The sequence below is a fragment of the Desulfolutivibrio sulfodismutans DSM 3696 genome, from assembly GCF_013376455.1.
Classification (GTDB): Bacteria; Desulfobacterota; Desulfovibrionia; order Desulfovibrionales; family Desulfovibrionaceae; genus Desulfolutivibrio; species Desulfolutivibrio sulfodismutans.
The window spans coordinates 4,282,057-4,298,644 of record NZ_CP045504.1 but is presented as its reverse complement, the minus strand read 5'-3'; the positions used below and the strand labels follow the sequence as shown (position 1 = coordinate 4,298,644).

Sequence of the window (16,588 nt, the reverse complement as noted above, 5' to 3'; positions counted from 1 at the left end):
ATCGTGGCGCCATTCCCCAAAAACCACCCACGCCGATGGTCGCGACGGACATACCCTTGTCACGAGTGACGATCAAGTCTTCAATCGTCCCGATGTGATCATTCCGTCATTGAAAGCATCCTTGTCAAGAATGACCCTCCGCCCGCAGCCCTTCCCCTCCACATTCTCCGCACCTCCCGACACCTCTCCCCCCTCCAAACACCCTACAATTTTGTAGCCTTCCTTCTACGTTTTTGTTGTCGCAAAGCCTGTCCGAAAACAGACGATATCCTTTTATATCAGTCAGATAACTTCATGGCACGCCCCTTGTAATCCCCCTCCCGCATCCGGCCCGCCGAGACGGCCGGAAAGGGAGACTGCATGGAACACGCCATCCTCGAAGAACGAAAGGATCAGGTCCACGTCAAGGGCAGCGGCCCCTTCGCCATGGCCTGCAACCGCGACAGCCTGGCCGGGGCGGTGAGCCAGCGGGCCTGCGTGTTCTGCGGGTCGCGGGTGGTCCTCTACCCCATCGCCGACGCCCTGCATCTGGTGCATGGCCCCATCGGCTGCGCGGTCTACACCTGGGACATCCGGGGCGCCCTGTCGTCAGGGCCGGAGCTGCACCGCCTCAGCTTCTCAACCGACCTTCAGGAACGCGACGTCATCTTCGGCGGCGAAAAAAAGCTCAAGGCCGCCCTGCTCGAACTCATTGCCCGCCACAGCCCCAAGGCGGCCTTTGTCTACGCCACCTGCATCGTGGGCATCATCGGCGACGATGTGGGCTCGGTGTGCCGCCAGGTGGCCGAGGAGACCGGCATCCCGGTCATCCCGGTGCAGTCCGAAGGCTTCAAGGGCAACAAGCGCGAGGGCTACGCCGCCGCCTGCAAGGCCATGTTTACGCTTGTGGGCACGGGCGACGTGTCGGATGTGCCCAAGGTCAGCATCAACATCCTGGGCGACTTCAACCTGGCCGGGGAAATCTGGATCATCCGGGAATATTTCGAGCGCATGGGCGTGGCCGTGGTGGCCAACATCACCGGCGACGGCCGGGTGGACGACATCCGCCGGGCGCACGGCGCGGGCTTAAACGTGGTGCAGTGTTCCGGGGCCACCATGGAGCTGGCCAAGATGCTCCAGGACAAATACGACATCCCGTTCATCCGGGCCTCGTACCTGGGCATTGAGGACATGGCCGACTCGCTCTACGCCGTGGCCGAACACTTCAAAGACCGCGACCCGGGCATCGTGGCCCGCACCAAGGCCCTGGTGCGCGAGGAACTCTCGAAGCTTCTGCCCGAGCTCAAAAAGTATCGCAAAGACCTGGAAGGCAAAAAGGCCGCCATCTACGTGGGCGGGGCCTTCAAGGCCTTCTCGCTGATCAAGGCCTTCAAGCACCTGGGCATGCGCGTGGTGCTGGTGGGCTCCCAGACCGGCACCCAGGAGGACTACGAGGAACTGGCCGCCATCTGCGACCCGGACACGATCATCGTGGACGACACCAACCCGCTCGAACTGTCGCATTTCATCAAGGAAAAGGATGTGGACGTGTTCGTGGGCGGGGTCAAGGAACGGCCCATCGCCTTCAAGCTCGGCGTCGGCTTTTGCGACCACAACCACGAGCGCAAGGAGGCCCTGGAAGGCTTCGTGGGCATGCTCAACTTCGCCAAAGAAATCCACGCCTCGGTCACAAGCCCGGTGTGGCGCTTCGTGCCCCGGCGCGAGATTCGGGGGAGAAAATCATGAAAGACGCGCCCTTCGTCTCCACCACCAACGCCTGCAAGCTGTGTACGCCCTTGGGCGCGGCCCTGGCCTTCCGGGGCATCGAGGGGGCCATCCCCTTCCTGCACGGCTCCCAGGGCTGCGCCACCTACATGCGCCGCTACATCATCAGCCATTTCCGCGAGCCCATGGACATCGCCTCCTCGGCGCTTGGCGAAAAGCAGGCGGTCTTCGGCGGCGGCCCCAATCTCAAAAAGGGCATCCTAAACGTCATGGAGAAGTACGGGGCCACCATGGTCGGCGTGGCCTCCACCTGCTTGACCGAGACCATCGGCGACGACGTGCCCCGGCTGGTCTACGAATTCAAGAAGGAATTCGCGGACCTGCCCCTGCCCGAGATCGTGACCGTGGCCACCCCCAGCTATTCCGGCACCCACATGGACGGCTGGCACGCCGCCGTGGCGGCCACGGCCGGACAACTGGCCGATCCCGACGCCCCGAAGCACGACGGCATCAACGTCCTGCCCGGGCTCATCTCCCCCGAGGACATCCGGCACTTACGAGACATCTTCGAGGACTTCGGCCTCACCGCCACCATCCTGCCCGACATCTCCGACACCATGGATGGCCCGGCCCTGCTCGACTACGAGAAAATCCCCTCCGGCGGCACCCCGCTGGCGGACATCCATGCCATGTCCGGGGCCAGGGCCACCCTGGAATTCGGCCGCGTGCTGGGGCTGGCCGAAAGCGCCGGACATGTGCTGTCGCGCCGCTTCGGCGTGCCGTGCATCTCCCTGGGCCTGCCCATGGGCATCCGCGAGACCGACGCCCTGTTTACGGCCCTGGAAGAGGTCTCCGGACGTCCCACGCCTAGCCGCTACGTCCGCGAACGCGGCCGCTACGTGGACGCCCTGGTGGACGGCCACAAATACGTCTCGGGCAAGCGGGCCGTGGTCTACGGCGAGGAAGACCTGGTGGTCGGCCTGACCGCCTTTCTGGCCGAGATCGGCGTGCATCCGGTCCTGGTGGCCACGGGCGGCAAGGACAAGCGCCTGAAGGCCGCCATCGCCGAGGCCTGCGGCGACATGGTCCCCGAGCTGCCGTCCATCCGCGAGGGCGTGGATTTCTTCGACATCGCGGCCGAGGCCGGGGAGCTGGCCCCGGATCTGATGGTCGGCCACAGCAAGGGCTACCGCTACGCCCGGGAATGGAACGTGCCGCTTATCCGGGTCGGCTTCCCCATCCATGACCGCTTCGGCGGCCAGCGCCTGCGCCATGTCGCCTACGGCGGGGCCCAGGCCATGTTCGACCGCATCGTCAACGCCGTGCTTGGCCGCAAACAAGACGTCAGTCCCGTGGGCTACGGCTACCTGTAAAAACCGCAAAGGAGCTTGCGATGGATATCCAAAGGGATCTCTCCCGCCACCCCTGTTTCAACAAGGAAGCCTCGGGACAGTGCGGACGGGTGCATCTGCCCATAGCCCCCAAATGCAACATCAAGTGCAACTACTGTGATCGCAAGCACGACTGCGTCAACGAGTCCCGGCCCGGCGTCTCCAGCGCCGTGCTCACCCCGGTTCAGGCCATGGCCTACATGGAAGAGGTGCTGGAAAAAGAGCCGCGCATCACCGTGGCCGGCATCGCCGGGCCCGGCGACCCCATGGCCAACTGGGCCGAGACGCACCACACCCTGAAACTCCTCAAGGAACGCTTCCCGCACCTGCTGTTTTGCCTGTCCTCCAACGGCCTGGCCCTGCCCGGCCATGTGGACGAACTGGCCGAGGTCGGGGCCACCCACGTCACCGTGACCATCAACGCCGTGGACCCGGACGTGGGCGAGAAGGTCTATTCCTGGGTGCGCGACGGCAAGCTCATCCTGCGCGGCCGGGCCGCCGCCGAGCTGCTCATCAGCCGCCAGCTCGAATCCGTGCGCCTGCTCGCCGCCAAGGGCATCACCGTCAAGGTCAACACCATCGTGGTCCCGGGCATAAACGACCACCATGTGGGCGAGATTTCCAAGACCGTGGCTGCGCTTGGCGCGAACATCCACAACATCATGGCCATGTTCCCCACGCCCAATACGCCTTTCGCGGAGATTCCCGAGCCCACCAAGGACCAGATCGCCGCCGCCAGACAGCTCTCGGCCGCGTACCTGCCCCAGATGACCCACTGCCGCCGCTGCCGGGCCGACGCCGTGGGGCTTTTGTGTTCCGACCGCTCGGGGGAATTCAGCGACATGCTGCGGGCCTGCTCCAAGGTCGTCCCCGGGGCGGACGAGAGTCGGCCCTACGTGGCCGTGGCCACCCGCGAAGGCATGCTCATCAACCTGCACCTGGGCGAGGCCTGGGCCTTTCAGATTTACGGCAAAAACGAGGGCGGCCTCTTTTTGGTGGAGGAGCGCGCCGCGCCCGAGCCCGGCGGCGGCCCGCGCCGCTGGGAGGAGTTGGCCCGGGTGCTTAAGGACTGCCGCGCCGTCTTGTGTTCGTCCTACGGCGAGACCCCGGCCAAGCTCCTCATGGAACGCGGCATCATGGTCCACGGCTGCTCGGGCCTCGTCGAAGACGGGGTGGAGGAAATATTCGGGACCGGCGACCTGACCAGCCTCAAGTCGCGCCGTAAGGGCCTGTCCGGGGCCTGCCGGTGCAGCGGCGGCAGCGGCGAGGGATGTGGGTGAGATTCTTGTTTATGGGGAGGAGGCGTCGCCTCCTCCCCATCCCCCTCCTCTGACCGGGGGGAATCCATTCCCCCCGGCCCCCCCGCACTATTTGCCCCCCTTGCTTTTCGCCCCCAAGTCCTTATGTGAAAGCCCTTGCCGACAACAAAGCCGCCTATGCGGCAGGGCCGGGAGACCGGCCCTTTTCTGGAGAAAAACATGTCCTTTTCGCCGGTTATCCATATCGAGGGCGCACGCCACCACAACCTGAAAAATCTCACCTTGGACATCCCCCGCGACAGGCTGGTGGTCATCTGCGGCCCCAGCGGCTCGGGCAAGTCCACCCTGGCCTTCGACATCATCTACGCCGAGGGGCAGCGCCGCTACGTGGAGTCGCTGTCGGCCTACGCCCGCCAGTTTCTGCCCCAGCTCGACAAGCCCCAGGTGGACAAGATCGAGGGCCTGTCCCCGGCCATCTCCCTTGAGCAGCAGTCGGCCACCCGCAACCCGCGCTCCACCGTGGGCACCGTGACCGAGATCCACGATTTCCTGCGCGTGTTTTTCGCCCGCCTGGGCCGCCCCTACTGCCCCGGCTGCGGCAAGCCCATCCAGGCCCGCACCCTGGACGAGATCCTGGCCGACCTCATGGCCATGCCCGAAGGCACGAAGATCCTGCTCATGGCCCCCCTGGTGGAGCACCAGAAGGGAACCCAGGCCGACCGCTTAAAAAAGCTGAAAAGCCAGGGCTTCGTCCGCGTGCGCGTGGACGGCCAGGTCATGGGCCTGGACCCCCTGCCGGAACTGGAAAAAAACAAGCGCCACAGCATCGAACTGGTGGTGGACCGACTGGTGGTCAAGCCGGACATCCGCTCCAGGCTGGCCGACTCCGTGGAACTGGCCCTAAGCCACGGCCAGGGACGGCTGGTGGTGGCCGTGGTCGCCGATAAAGACGCCAAGACCCCGGCGGATCGCACCTTCTCCACCCAAAGCTCCTGCCCGGACTGCAAGATCAGCGTGCCCAAGCCCACGCCGCAGCTTTTTTCCTTCAACGGCCCCCAGGGGGCCTGCCCCTCGTGCGGCGGCATCGGCTCCGTGGAATATTACGAACCAGCGCTTCTGGCCCCCAACAAGGGGCTCTCCCTGCGCCAGGGGGCCGTCCTGCCCTGGCGCGGCGACCGCGTGCTGGCCCGCCACGCCAAAGCCCTGGAGGCCCTGGGGGCGCGCCACGGGTTCACCATGGACACCCCCCTGGCGGAATTCTCCCCCGAGGCGCTGCAGGCGCTCTTTTTCGGAGACAAAGAGGCCCGATTCACGGGCGTGGTGAACCTGCTGGAAAAAGGACAGGCCTTCGGCTCCATCTGGCGCGACGAACTGTCGCGCTACCGGCAAAGCCGCCCCTGTCCGGCCTGCGGCGGGGCGCGGCTGCGGCCCGAGTCGCTGGCCGTGCGGGTCGGGGATCTGAACATCCACGAGTTCTGCTCCCTGTCCATCGAGCGGGCCCTGGCCTGGCTGTCCGGGCTGGCGTTCACCGGGGCCTCGGCCGTGGTGGCCGTGCCGCTTTTGAAGGAACTCACCCACCGCATGGCGTTTCTGGCCGGGGTGGGCCTGGACTACCTGAGCCTGGCCCGCAACATGGCCACCCTGTCCGGCGGCGAGGCCCAGCGCATCCGGCTGGCCGGACAGCTCGGCTCGGGGCTGGTGGGCGTGACGTATGTCCTGGACGAACCGAGCATCGGCCTGCACCCGCGCGACAACGCGAGGCTTCTGGAGACGCTTCGCCGCCTGCAGGGCCGGGGCAACACGGTCCTGGTCGTCGAGCACGACGAGGCCACCATCAAAAGCGCCGACCACGTCATCGAGCTTGGGCCGGGATCGGGCTGGCTGGGAGGGGAGATCGTCTATCAGGGCGACGTGGACGGCATGCTGGCGGACAAGGACTCGCTGACGGGCAAGTTTTTGCGCGGCGACATGGTCATCGCCCGCCCTGAAACACGCCGCGCGCCCACGGGATACCTGAAGCTTCGCGGGGCGCGCGCCAACAACTTAAAAAACCTGGACTGCGCCATCCCCTTAGGCTGCCTGACCTGCGTCACCGGCGTGTCCGGCTCGGGCAAAAGCTCGCTGGTGGTGGACACCCTGTACAAGCATCTGGCCCTGTCCCGGGGCATCAAGGTGGACGCACCGGGCGAGATCGGCGGCATCGAGGGCGCGGCGGCCATCGAAAAAATCGTGTCCATCGACCAGACGCCCATCGGCCGCACGCCGCGCTCCAACCCGGCCACCTACACCAAGGTCTTCGACGAGATACGAAACATCTTCGCGGCCACCAAGGACGCCCGCAAGCGCGGCTACAAGCCCGGCCGTTTCAGCTTCAACGTCAGCGGCGGCCGCTGCGAGGCCTGCGGCGGCGACGGCCAGATACGGGTGGAGATGCATTTTCTGCCGGACATCTTCGTCACCTGCGAGGTCTGCGGCGGCCTGCGCTACAACCGCGAGACCCTGGAGGTGCAGTACAAGGGCTTTAACATCTCGCAGGTGCTGGACATGACCGTGCGCCAGGCCGGGGACTTTTTCGAGAACTACCCGGCCTTGAAACGCCGCCTGGACGTGCTCGGCGAAGTCGGGCTGGAATACCTGCGCCTGGGGCAACCGGCCACCACGCTCTCGGGCGGCGAGGCCCAGCGCATCAAAATCTCGCGCGAGCTCGGCAAGCGCAGCCTGCCCGGCACGCTGTACATCCTGGACGAGCCGACCACGGGCCTGCACATGGTGGAGGTGGGCAAGCTCATCGCCGTGCTGCAAAAGCTGGTGGATCGCGGGGCCAGCGTGGTGGTCATCGAACACAACACCGACGTGATCATGGCTGCGGACCACGTCATCGACCTGGGCCCCGGCGGCGGCGAGGCCGGGGGGCGCATCGTGTCCCAGGGCACGCCCGAGGAGATCATGGCCGACCCGGAGTCGATCACCGGGCGGTTTTTGGTGTAGGGTTGGCGGCGTTGGTGATGCGCCAGATGCGCAGAGGGCGTGAGGCGCGCGGCAAGTGTGTGGAGTGAACGGCGACAGGGGGGTGAAGGGAACCCTCCGGGGGCCAAAGGGCTCAAGCCCTTTGGAATCCCGTAATAGTTACAGCGGGATACCGGATTTTTCGCAGACCTCGCCCGAACGCGCATGGGCCAGACTGGCCCGCAGCCGGGTTGCGTTGGCTGGCGATGCCAAGAGATAGAGCGTCTCTTCCAGGCCGTTGTAGCCGGGCAGGGACATCAGAACGACGGATGGGCCGTCCGGTCTGGTGATGACGATTGGTTTGCCGTCAGCGTAGACTTGATCCATGATGGCAGATAACCGATTTTTAACATAAGAGAGAGACACTTGGCGCATATTTGTCTTTCTCCCCATTTCACTAAGAAATATTTGACAGACTCAAAGCTTCTGTAAAAAATTTAACATTTGCATTTCTTCCTTCTTCATCGCCGTATGTTCTTTTATTTTCGTTAACAGGATACGTTGGGTCAGCGATATATCCTAACTTAAATTGTACATCACCATACGTCTTCGAATCAGAAAATGTTCCAGGACCATTCATCGAGGCTATGCTTGGATTTTTCCACGTTTGTACATTGAACAAACTACCTAAACATTCCGCAGACTTTAATCCAACGGCAAAAATTAACTTTGGTTGCTGCATTAAGATTTGTTGAAGCAAAAATTCATTACAGCTATCAATGTATTCTTTATTAATTTTTGCCTTCTTATGAAAATATGTCTTTTCGCAATGAAAAATACCCATATATACATTTGAGAAGAAAATTTTGGCAAATCCACATCCGGATTTTTTCACAATATCACGCAGCCCAGCCCAAAACCTGCCATCGATATTACTGCAGCGTACGTTGTTATTCAAATGATATTCGTCGTGAAGTCTACAATAAGCGTCATATGAATCAAAAATATCTGCTAACAACATAACTCCATTTACAGGAAAATCAGGCAACGTATCCGGACTATTGTTCTCTTCCTCCAACCATAGCCCATATCCCCCTGGAAAAAAGGCGGTGCACCCTAACTGCTCGGGAATTGCCTCAACGACTCCTGGATAGCTCTTCCCCGTTATTTCAGTGCATTTCTTGAAAAGCTCTATCGAAGGATGATCTGCCATGGCGTTCTCCCCGGCCAGAACCTTAAAAGCAAGATATATATATTTATAAAACTATCTCACCCTTCGAAAAACAGCAACCAAAATCCACCTTTCGCCCGATAGCCGCCATGAACGACGGCAGAAAATTTGCCTCACAGTTATCACGCAAGGATATAGTCACCGCCCTTTATACACCTCCCGCCGGTGCCCCACCAGCACCACCAGAATCGTGACCCGCTCATCCTGGATTTCGCACAAAATCCGATAGTCCCCGGCCCGGTAGCGCCACAGCCCCGCGAACTGCGACCCTTTGAGCGGTTCGCCGATGGTGCGCGGGTCGTCCAGCCGGGAAACCCGCTCGCGCAAAAACCTCACAACCCGCCGCTCCGCCTCGTTCCCCAGGTGCGCCAGGGCCTTCGCCGCCTCGGGCGTCAACTCAATCGCCCAGGTCAAGGCGGCGCTCCATCTCCTCCAAGGTCACGGCCTTTTCGCCGCTGGCCCGAAACCGCTCCAAGGCGGCCTCCGCAAGATACACGTCCTCCATGTCCGCCAGACTGCGTTCCAGGGCCTCGCGCACATAGAAGCTTTTCGGCCGCTTGGTCGTCTCGGCCAGGACGGCAAGCCGCGACTCAAGTTCAGCCGGAAGCCGGATGGTCAACATACGCCTCCTCCTTCTTTGTAAGACATGTATTCGCTGTATGACAAAGCGTCAACCACCCCGGGGCGGCAACCGCGTGGGCGCTGCTCGAACCCGGCCATTCCAACGTCCGTGGGGCCAGGGAACATTCAGCCCGGAAAGAGGGCAACTCCAGGTTGGAGGGGGTAGTTACCCATGCGCAGGGGGACCAGGGGGCCGGACCGAGAGGGATTCGCCAATCAAAAATGCCCCTGCCCACACGCCACAAGGCCGGGGTTTCTGAATGGTTCTTCTCGCGGGCCGGGGTCGCCGCCCGCCGCCCTCACAGGGTCTTTTTTTCGATGCGCAGGCACAGGCTGGGCAGCACCAGCCCGAAGGCCAGGGCCATGAGGATGGTGGTCATGGTCAACAGGTCATGCCAGGCCGAAAGAAAAATCGCCTGGTCCTTTTCCTGGACGAAGCGCAGAAACCCCGTCATGGCCTGATAGGCGTAGACCCCGGGCACCATGTTGATGACCCCGGGGATGGAAAAGATGTGGGTGGGCAGGGTCAGCCGGTTGTGCGGCCAAAACGAGAAGGCGCTGACGGCGGTTGAGGCGAAAAGCGTGGCCAGCTCCACCCCGATTCCGCAGGCCATGGCCAGGGTGCGCAGCGTCAGCCCCAGCGCGCCGCAGGCCGCGCACCAGACCAGCGTGTAGCGCGGGGCGTTGAAAAGCACCGCAAATCCCGTGGCGGCCACGGCCCCGAGCAGGGCCTTCACGGCCACATCCGCCGCCATGCCCGGCATCACCACAGCCCCTTGACCACCAGGGCCAGCGTCATGCCCGCCGACAGGGCCAGGATCATCATGAGCCCCATCACCGCCCGGGTCAGGCCCACCGTGAAATAGCCCCGGATGATCTCCTCAAAGGCATCGATGAGCGGCACGCCGGGAATGAGAAACAGCACCGCCGCCATCTCCGCATACTGCCGATCCGGAAGAAACTCCGACAACACCAGCGCGGCATAGGTGGCCACAAACGAACTGAGGCCAAAAACCAGCACCACGTTGAAACGCATGCCCGCCAGAAGAAACCGGGTCCAGGCCCCCAGGAAGGCCGCCAGGGCCGTGACCAGAAACGCCGCCACGCCGCCGCCGAAAATCACGGCGAAGGCGCCGCAGGCCAGGGCGGCGCAGGCCGCGGCGAGCGTCCGGGGGTAGACGCGCCCCAGGCGCCGGATGGCCTCCACCTTGCCCCGCAGGGCATCGGGCGGATAGTTTCCCCGGTGGGCCTTCTTGGCCAGCCGGTAGACCGCCGCGATCTTGTTGAAGTCCACGCCATGCCCATCGATGCTCTGGACCTGGGTCATGACCTCGCCGTGATGCACCACGGTGACCATGAGCGCGTTGTGGGCCACGAGGATGTGGATGTGTTCCAGGCTGTGGCCGCGCAGCATGCTGGCGATGGCGCGGCGCACCTTGTCGATCTCGCCGCCCGAGGCGAACATGATGGCCCCGGCCCGGATAGCCGGGGTCAGGGCCTTCTCCAGGCTGGCGTGCTCGCGGGGGATGTCCGGCTGGGTCTGGCTGGCGTCGTCCATGGGTGCAGGCCTACGACGAAACGGCCCGGCTTGTCATCAAAAGACCACCCGCCGGAAGGCCGGGATCAGCCGGTAGCGCAAAAGCCGCCCGGCCGCGACGCCAAGCGCCACACCGACCGTGTTGGCGGCCATGTCCCCAAGCGAGGGCATGCGGCCCGGCACGTAGCCCTGGACGTATTCCAGGGCGCAGCCCAAAAGGATCATGGACAACGAGGCCGCAAGCCCCACCCGTTTGCGGGCGAATCCGAAACACGGCAGAAACGCCAGCCAGGCATACCCCGCCATGTGGTACAGCTTGTCGATGTCGGGGTAGTCGCCGGGCATCTCCACGTCCGGCAGAAGCGACATGTAGACCACCGCCGCCATGGACGCCGCCCAGACCAGAAGCGCCGCCACGGCCAGGGGCCGCCCCACGGCCCCCTCGCCCCGCGAAAAAATCGCCCACCGCCCGCTCATGGGAAGCTCTCCGCCGCCATCCGCCACATGTCCACCCTCATATCCTTCCCGGGCCCACAGGCGTGAGCGCCGATTCGGCCTTTGATCGATCCTCTGCCCGGGCCATGCCCGCGAAATCGGAGTATTTATAATGAAAGCACCGCTAGTCGTCGTGCCAGACCGCCTTGGCCTGGGCATAGGGCGTAACCGGCGTGGCGAACCGCTTGTCGCAACGCACATCCACCAGATACGCCGTCCCCGACGCCAGGGCCTTTTCGAAGGCCGGCTCCAACTCCTCGGGCCGCTCGACCACGGCCGCCCCAAGCCCCATGGCCCTGGCCATCCCGGCCCAGTCCCGCCTGGGGATTTCCGTCAGCGCGGCCGGTCCCGGGCCCTCCTGGTGCGCGCGCAGCCAGACGTTGCCGAGCGCGGCGTTGTTGATCACCACGTACACCACGGCCAGGCCGTACCTGGCTGCGGTCTGGATGTCCATGCCGTGCATGAGCATGCAGCCGTCCCCGGTGACCACGGCCAGCGGCACGTCCGGGCGCGCCGCCTTGATGCCGCAGGCCGCCGGGATGGCCCAGCCCATGGGGCCGATGTTGGTGGCTGAAAAATAGGTCCGGGGGGCGTAGGCCTGCCAGTAATGGCCGCAAAAGGCCCGATGCGCCCCGGAATCCACCACCAGTCCGCCCTGGCGCGGCATGACCCGGCGAAGCGCCGCCAGCACCCGGGCCGGATGCAGCGGTACGTCCGCGCACTCCTGGTTTTGCGCATCGTAGCAGCGCGGTCCCGCGGCCCGGATGCCGTCGAGCCACTGTCGCCGCTCGGGAACCGAGCGCTCGAGGCCTCCGAGGCGCTGACTGTCCGCAGCCAGGGCAAGGCGCAGGATTTCGCCGCAATCCCCGCACAGGGAGACCTCGGCCGGCCACGTCCTCCCGATGACCCGGGGGTCGATGTCCACATGGATGAGCGCCCTGGACGGGAGCATCTTGCGGTCCCAAAACAGCGTGTCGCGTTGGGAGAGTCCCGACCCGAGCACGACAAGCACCTCCACGCCGCCCGAAAGCAGCCCCTCGATGGCATGTCGGTGCCCGGCATAGCCGAAGACCCCGAGCGACAGGGGATGGTCCTCGGGGAAAACCCCCTTGGCCCGAAGCGTGGTGGCCACCGGAATGGCGTAGCGCTCGGCGAAGCGCAGGAGTTCGTCGGCGCAGCCGGATTTCTCCACGCCCGCCCCGGCCAGGATGGCCACACGGCGCGGGGCCGGGTCGCCTCCGGACGGGGACAGGATGGTAAGGGCCCGCTCCATGGCCACGGGGTCGTAAACCCGGGGATGGTACAGGGTCGCATCGAGCGGCGTCCACGGCGTGGCGATATCCCCGCGCTGGACGTCCGTGGGCAGGCTCAGGTGGACAGGGCCCTGGGGGGCCGCCAGCATGGCCGTCAGGGCCGAACGGAGATGGTGGGCGGCCAGATGGGTGTTTTCCACGGCCAGGGATTTGCGAACCGCCGGGTCGAGCATGGCCAGATCGTTGAGGGTGGCCGGGGAGGAATCCTGAAAGCCGCCGCGCCCCTCCCAATCGGTGGGCACCTGTCCCGAGAGGATGAGCACCGGCGAGTTGTCCGTGGAGGCGGCCACCGCGCCGGTCAGGGTGTTGGTGACGCCCGGCCCGCCGATGCACAGGCAGGCCCCGAAGCGGCCCGAGGCACGGGCGTAGCCGTCGGCCATAAAGGTTGCGCCGCCCTCGTGGGCCGCCACCACCGCCGTGAGCCCGGACGTCCGGGTCAGATCCTCCAGGAACGGATCAATGAGCCCCCCGGGCACGAGAAACACATGCGTGAGCCCTTCCCGGGCCAGCGCCTCAAGATAATAGGCCGTCGTCTTCACGCGCTTTCCCCTCCGGTCGTCGGTTCATTTTCGTCGGCCTGCGGCGCGAACGGATCCCGCGCGCCCTCGGGCAGCGGGACGTCGAAGGCAAAGATCACCCCCGCGATCATGGCGTAAAACCCGCACAGCACCACCAGTTCCACAACACCCTCGACGCCGTAGGCCCTGGCCACCTCGTCCTGGACCCCGGCCGGGATCGTCCGCCGGGCCAGGGCGCAGCCCGCCGCGTCGAGGACCGCACGCAGCCCAGGGGCAAGCCCCTCCGGCTCTCGCCCCGTGCGCAGGGCTTCGATGACCGGGTCCGGAATCCCGGCCTGTCTGGCCGGACCAAGGTGTTTCACCCATTCGTATCCCGCCCCCATGCGCCGGGCGCAGGCCAGAATCGCCAGTTCCCTGGCCTCGGGCGGCAGGGCGGTTTCTCCGAAACGCAGATAGCCGCCCAGGGCGGACACCTTTTCCAGAAGGGCCGGATGGGAGAGCAGGGTCTGGTACATGCCGTCGATGCGACCCCGTTTGGCCGCCAGTTGGTCGTAAAGGGCCCGGGTCTCGGGCGGGAGGTCTTGGTATTTCGGCAGCGGCAGTCGTGACATGCTGGCTCCTGGGGGGAAAACGTGCACGCGGGGACCGGCCCGAACCGGGCTTCTTTCAGTACGCGCCAGATGCGTCCGGAGATCGACAGCCGTTCCCCCGCGTAGGCTTCCGATACGTGGGCTATAGTCGAGCATATCGCCGCTGTCCATTGCGCGGCGCGTGTCATGGGCGCACCGTCGCCGGGGTCTGGCCAGCCCCCCCCTCGCTGCATCTCCGAGATGAAGAATGGCAAGCGTCCCATCGGCAAGGCCATGGCCAGGCATCTGGGGACGGCGCTTGGCGTCGGGTACAAGGTGCTTTTTGGGACAACGGTTTGCAGCCATGCAAGCCCATGAAATGGACGATGTCCGCAGACGAACACCCCCATCTAGGAGCGCCAAACTGTCGCCCATCATCAAAAAAAGCGGGACCAGAGCGGGACCAGAACCTCGCCAAAAGCAAAAGGGCCAGGTGATTTTCACCTGACCCCTTGAAATTTCTGGTGGGCCATCAAGGACTCGAACCTTGAACCAACGGATTAAGAGTCCCATTTTGGCACCTTCACCCGACTTCACTGGATTCCATGAAATCCGTTGACTGTCCTTACTTCCAGACCTATTTTTCTTCACAGGGCTTCACTCGATAACACCCCATTTCTGCATAAAAGTGGGGAGAGAGTGGGGAGAGAAATTGGAGGTGGCGGACATGGCGGTCAAATGGGTTTCCTCGAAGTTCCCCGGCGTTCGGTACTACGAACACGCCAGCCGCAAGCACGGCGTGCGGTTAGACCGTTACTTCGCCATCCGCGCCCAGGTGGGCGGCAAGCGTCGAGAAGAAGGTCTTGGGTGGGCGTCCGAGGGCTGGTCCGAGCAGAAGGCCGCCACGGTCCTCTCGGACCTCAAGAAGGCCCACGCCACGGGCGAAGGCCCGGTTTCGCTGGCTGAAAAACGCGCCCTGGCCGATGCCGACCGGAAGGCCCGCGAAGAAGCCGAAGTCCTGAAAGCCCACGAAGCCGTCACCCTCGCCAACTTCTTTCATGAAGTATACTTTCCCCAACAGGCCATTGACCACAAGCGTCCGTCCACGGTGAAACGCGAAGAGATCATGTTTCGCGTCTGGATCGGCCCGGCCATAGGGAAGACACGCGTCAAGGACCTGGGGGAACTGCATGTCCAACGGGTCAAGAAAGCGATGCTCGACGCCGGGCGTTCCCCCCGAACCATCGAGTACGCCTTCGCCGTCATCCGCCAGATTGTGAACCTCGCCCGGCAACGCGGGCTCTACCAGAGCGAAAGCCCTACCCGCCTAGTCAAGCGCCCGGCCAAGGACAACCGGCGTCACCGCTTCCTGGAAGAAAACGAAGCACAACGGCTCCTGGAAGCCCTGGCTGAAAAGAGCCGGACAGTTCATGACCAGGCCCTTCTTGCCCTCAACGCCGGACTGAGGGCCGGCGAAATCTTCTCCCTCGTTTGGGCGGATGTGGCCCACGACGGATTAAAGGTCAGGGACACCAAGAGCGGCAAGAACCGTGTCGTGCCTTTGACCCGCACTGCGCGGGAAATGCTCGAAGCCCGCCGCCTCGACGATGCCGCCCCTTCGGATTTGGTCTTCCCCTCCGAGAAGGGAACCCGCATCGGCCAAGTCTCGCAAACCTTCATCAAGACGGCGGACGAACTCTTCAACATGGGCGTTGAGGATGCACGGGACCGCGTGGTTTTCCACTCACTCCGGCATACCTTCGCAAGCTGGCTTGTTCGCCGGGGAACTCCGCTCATCACCGTAGCCCGCCTCATGGGGCACGCAACTACCGCCATGACCGAGCGGTACAGCCACCTGGCCCCGAATGACTTGGTCGCTGCCGTGGACTCCCTGGAAGCGATCAGGGGCAAGACGCCCGGCAAGGTCGTTGCGCTCAACGGGTAGCCCTTGACTCACAACGCCAATGGATTACTGCAAGCCATGACGAAGCTGTTGATAGTCATTGAGACGCCCACATTCCTCAAGGATGTGAAGCGGGCGGGCCTGGACGAAGAGGAGCGTCGGAGCCTCATCAACTTTCTAGCGGCAAACCCCACGGCGGGCGTCATCATGGAAGGAACCGGCGGCGTCCGGAAGGTACGCTTCGCTGGGGAAGGCACGGGCATGAGCGGCGGGTATCGCGTGGTCTACTACTTCCACGACATGGGCATTCCGTTGTTCGTCATGGCCCTTTTCGCCAAAAACGAGAAGGCCAACCTGACCCCGGCGGAGCGGAACGAACTGCGTGAGATAATGCCTAGGATCGTCAAGGCGTACAAGGAGGGCATCAGCCATGGGAAACGGTAGCAGAATCATCCAGGGGGCAAAGGAGGCCCTTGCCATCGCCTCCGGGGAGATGGACCTGAGCGAATACGCCATCCATGTGCCCGAGACGGTGGACGTGAAAGGCATCCGCGAGAAGTTGCACATGACCCAGGCGGACTTCGCTCGAACCTTCGGTTTTAAGCTGGCGACACTTCGTCATTGGGAGCAGAAGTCCCGGATTCCAGAAGGCCCGGCCAGGGCCTACCTCATGGTCATCGACCGCGAGCCCAACACCGTGCGGCGCGTGCTGGCAGGGCAATAGCGCACTACCGCGCGTCGAAATCACTCCCGACGAGAACGGCACTTTGATTGCCGTGCTCCCGGCAGGTCAGAGGAAGAACATGGCCCGAGTTAATGCGCGAGCCGTTCACGAACGCATGATGCGCGAAGATCCCGAATACGCCAGAGAGTACGACGCTCTTGAAGAAGAGTTCGCTTTGATCGGGGCCATGCTGGATGCCCGGCAAAAGGCGGGGCTCACTCAGGCCCAGGTTGCGGAGCGCATGGGCGTGAAGCAACCCGTGGTGGCTAAAATTGAGGGCGGCAAGTCCAACGTGAGCTTCGACACCCTCAATCGCTACGCCCACGCCAACGGCTACAAGGTCAAGGTGGAGTTTGTTTCGAGCTGATTCACCCGAT

General features: G+C 63.9%; 17 protein-coding genes. 8 read left to right on the top strand and 9 right to left on the bottom strand.

Annotation, left to right across the window (positions count from 1 at the left end; translation table 11 throughout):
* Positions 1 to 360 precede the first annotated feature (360 nt).
* The 4 genes from nifE (at position 361) to uvrA (ending at position 7,342) form a co-directional block, all read left to right on the top strand.
* The gene (gene nifE / locus GD606_RS19625; RefSeq protein ID WP_163302641.1) at positions 361 to 1,725 is read left to right on the top strand and encodes a nitrogenase iron-molybdenum cofactor biosynthesis protein NifE; all 1,365 of its coding nucleotides are present in this window, start codon (positions 361 to 363) and stop codon (positions 1,723 to 1,725) included.
* Positions 1,722 to 3,077 (top strand): nitrogenase component 1, encoded by a 1,356-nt coding sequence (locus GD606_RS19620; protein WP_163302640.1) that lies wholly within the window; start codon positions 1,722 to 1,724, stop codon positions 3,075 to 3,077. The genes nifE and GD606_RS19620 overlap by 4 nt, the downstream gene beginning before the upstream one ends.
* A 20-nt stretch (positions 3,078 to 3,097) precedes the next feature.
* A complete protein-coding gene (gene nifB / locus GD606_RS19615; RefSeq protein ID WP_163302639.1) occupies positions 3,098 to 4,375 on the top strand; it encodes a nitrogenase cofactor biosynthesis protein NifB in 1,278 nt (425 codons plus the stop codon).
* A 198-nt stretch (positions 4,376 to 4,573) separates the two neighbouring features.
* On the top strand, positions 4,574 to 7,342 hold the full coding sequence (gene uvrA / locus GD606_RS19610) for an excinuclease ABC subunit UvrA (RefSeq protein ID WP_163300925.1): 2,769 nt from the start codon (positions 4,574 to 4,576) through the stop codon (positions 7,340 to 7,342).
* 138 nt (positions 7,343 to 7,480) lie between these two features.
* Here uvrA and GD606_RS19605 read toward each other — a convergent pair whose 3' ends face one another.
* The 9 genes from GD606_RS19605 to GD606_RS19565 form a co-directional block, all read right to left on the bottom strand.
* Positions 7,481 to 7,735: a type II toxin-antitoxin system Phd/YefM family antitoxin gene (locus tag GD606_RS19605; RefSeq protein ID WP_163300924.1), complete on the bottom strand. Its 255-nt coding sequence runs from the start codon at positions 7,733 to 7,735 to the stop codon at positions 7,481 to 7,483.
* Positions 7,736 to 7,757: 22 nt separating this feature from the next.
* Positions 7,758 to 8,513, bottom strand: a complete 756-nt coding sequence (locus tag GD606_RS19600) for a hypothetical protein (protein ID WP_163300923.1) — start codon at positions 8,511 to 8,513, stop codon at positions 7,758 to 7,760.
* Between the two features lie 156 nt (positions 8,514 to 8,669).
* Positions 8,670 to 8,945, bottom strand: coding sequence for a type II toxin-antitoxin system RelE family toxin (locus tag GD606_RS19595; protein ID WP_163300922.1), 276 nt, complete (start codon positions 8,943 to 8,945; stop codon positions 8,670 to 8,672).
* On the bottom strand, positions 8,929 to 9,153 hold the full coding sequence (gene relB / locus GD606_RS19590; protein WP_163300921.1) for a type II toxin-antitoxin system RelB family antitoxin: 225 nt from the start codon (positions 9,151 to 9,153) through the stop codon (positions 8,929 to 8,931). The genes GD606_RS19595 and relB overlap by 17 nt, the downstream gene beginning before the upstream one ends.
* A gap of 298 nt (positions 9,154 to 9,451) precedes the next feature.
* Positions 9,452 to 9,916 (bottom strand): threonine/serine exporter family protein, encoded by a 465-nt coding sequence (locus tag GD606_RS19585; RefSeq protein WP_163300920.1) that lies wholly within the window; start codon positions 9,914 to 9,916, stop codon positions 9,452 to 9,454.
* A complete protein-coding gene (locus GD606_RS19580) occupies positions 9,916 to 10,710 on the bottom strand; it encodes a threonine/serine exporter family protein (RefSeq protein WP_163300919.1) in 795 nt (264 codons plus the stop codon). Before GD606_RS19580 ends, GD606_RS19585 begins: the two co-directional genes overlap by 1 nt.
* 36 nt (positions 10,711 to 10,746) lie before the next feature.
* Positions 10,747 to 11,166: a VanZ family protein gene (locus GD606_RS19575; RefSeq protein WP_163300918.1), complete on the bottom strand. Its 420-nt coding sequence runs from the start codon at positions 11,164 to 11,166 to the stop codon at positions 10,747 to 10,749.
* Positions 11,167 to 11,308: 142 nt separating this feature from the next.
* Positions 11,309 to 13,036 carry a thiamine pyrophosphate-binding protein gene (locus GD606_RS19570; RefSeq protein ID WP_163300917.1) on the bottom strand — a complete coding sequence of 576 codons (1,728 nt, stop codon included), beginning with the start codon at positions 13,034 to 13,036 and terminating at the stop codon, positions 11,309 to 11,311.
* Positions 13,033 to 13,626 carry a carboxymuconolactone decarboxylase family protein gene (locus tag GD606_RS19565; protein ID WP_163300916.1) on the bottom strand — a complete coding sequence of 198 codons (594 nt, stop codon included), beginning with the start codon at positions 13,624 to 13,626 and terminating at the stop codon, positions 13,033 to 13,035. Before GD606_RS19565 ends, GD606_RS19570 begins: the two co-directional genes overlap by 4 nt.
* A gap of 685 nt (positions 13,627 to 14,311) precedes the next feature.
* Between GD606_RS19565 and GD606_RS19560 the strand changes: the two genes are divergently transcribed.
* The 4 genes from GD606_RS19560 to GD606_RS19545 all read left to right on the top strand — a co-directional run bounded on the left by GD606_RS19560 (position 14,312) and on the right by GD606_RS19545 (position 16,578).
* On the top strand, positions 14,312 to 15,529 hold the full coding sequence (locus GD606_RS19560) for a site-specific integrase (protein WP_163300915.1): 1,218 nt from the start codon (positions 14,312 to 14,314) through the stop codon (positions 15,527 to 15,529).
* 36 nt (positions 15,530 to 15,565) lie between these two features.
* Positions 15,566 to 15,931: a type II toxin-antitoxin system RelE/ParE family toxin gene (locus tag GD606_RS20665; protein ID WP_163300914.1), complete on the top strand. Its 366-nt coding sequence runs from the start codon at positions 15,566 to 15,568 to the stop codon at positions 15,929 to 15,931.
* Positions 15,918 to 16,211, top strand: coding sequence for a helix-turn-helix domain-containing protein (locus tag GD606_RS19550; RefSeq protein WP_163300913.1), 294 nt, complete (start codon positions 15,918 to 15,920; stop codon positions 16,209 to 16,211). The genes GD606_RS20665 and GD606_RS19550 overlap by 14 nt, the downstream gene beginning before the upstream one ends.
* Positions 16,212 to 16,290: 79 nt before the next feature.
* Positions 16,291 to 16,578, top strand: a complete 288-nt coding sequence (locus tag GD606_RS19545; RefSeq protein WP_163300912.1) for a helix-turn-helix domain-containing protein — start codon at positions 16,291 to 16,293, stop codon at positions 16,576 to 16,578.
* Positions 16,579 to 16,588: the final 10 nt, after the last annotated feature.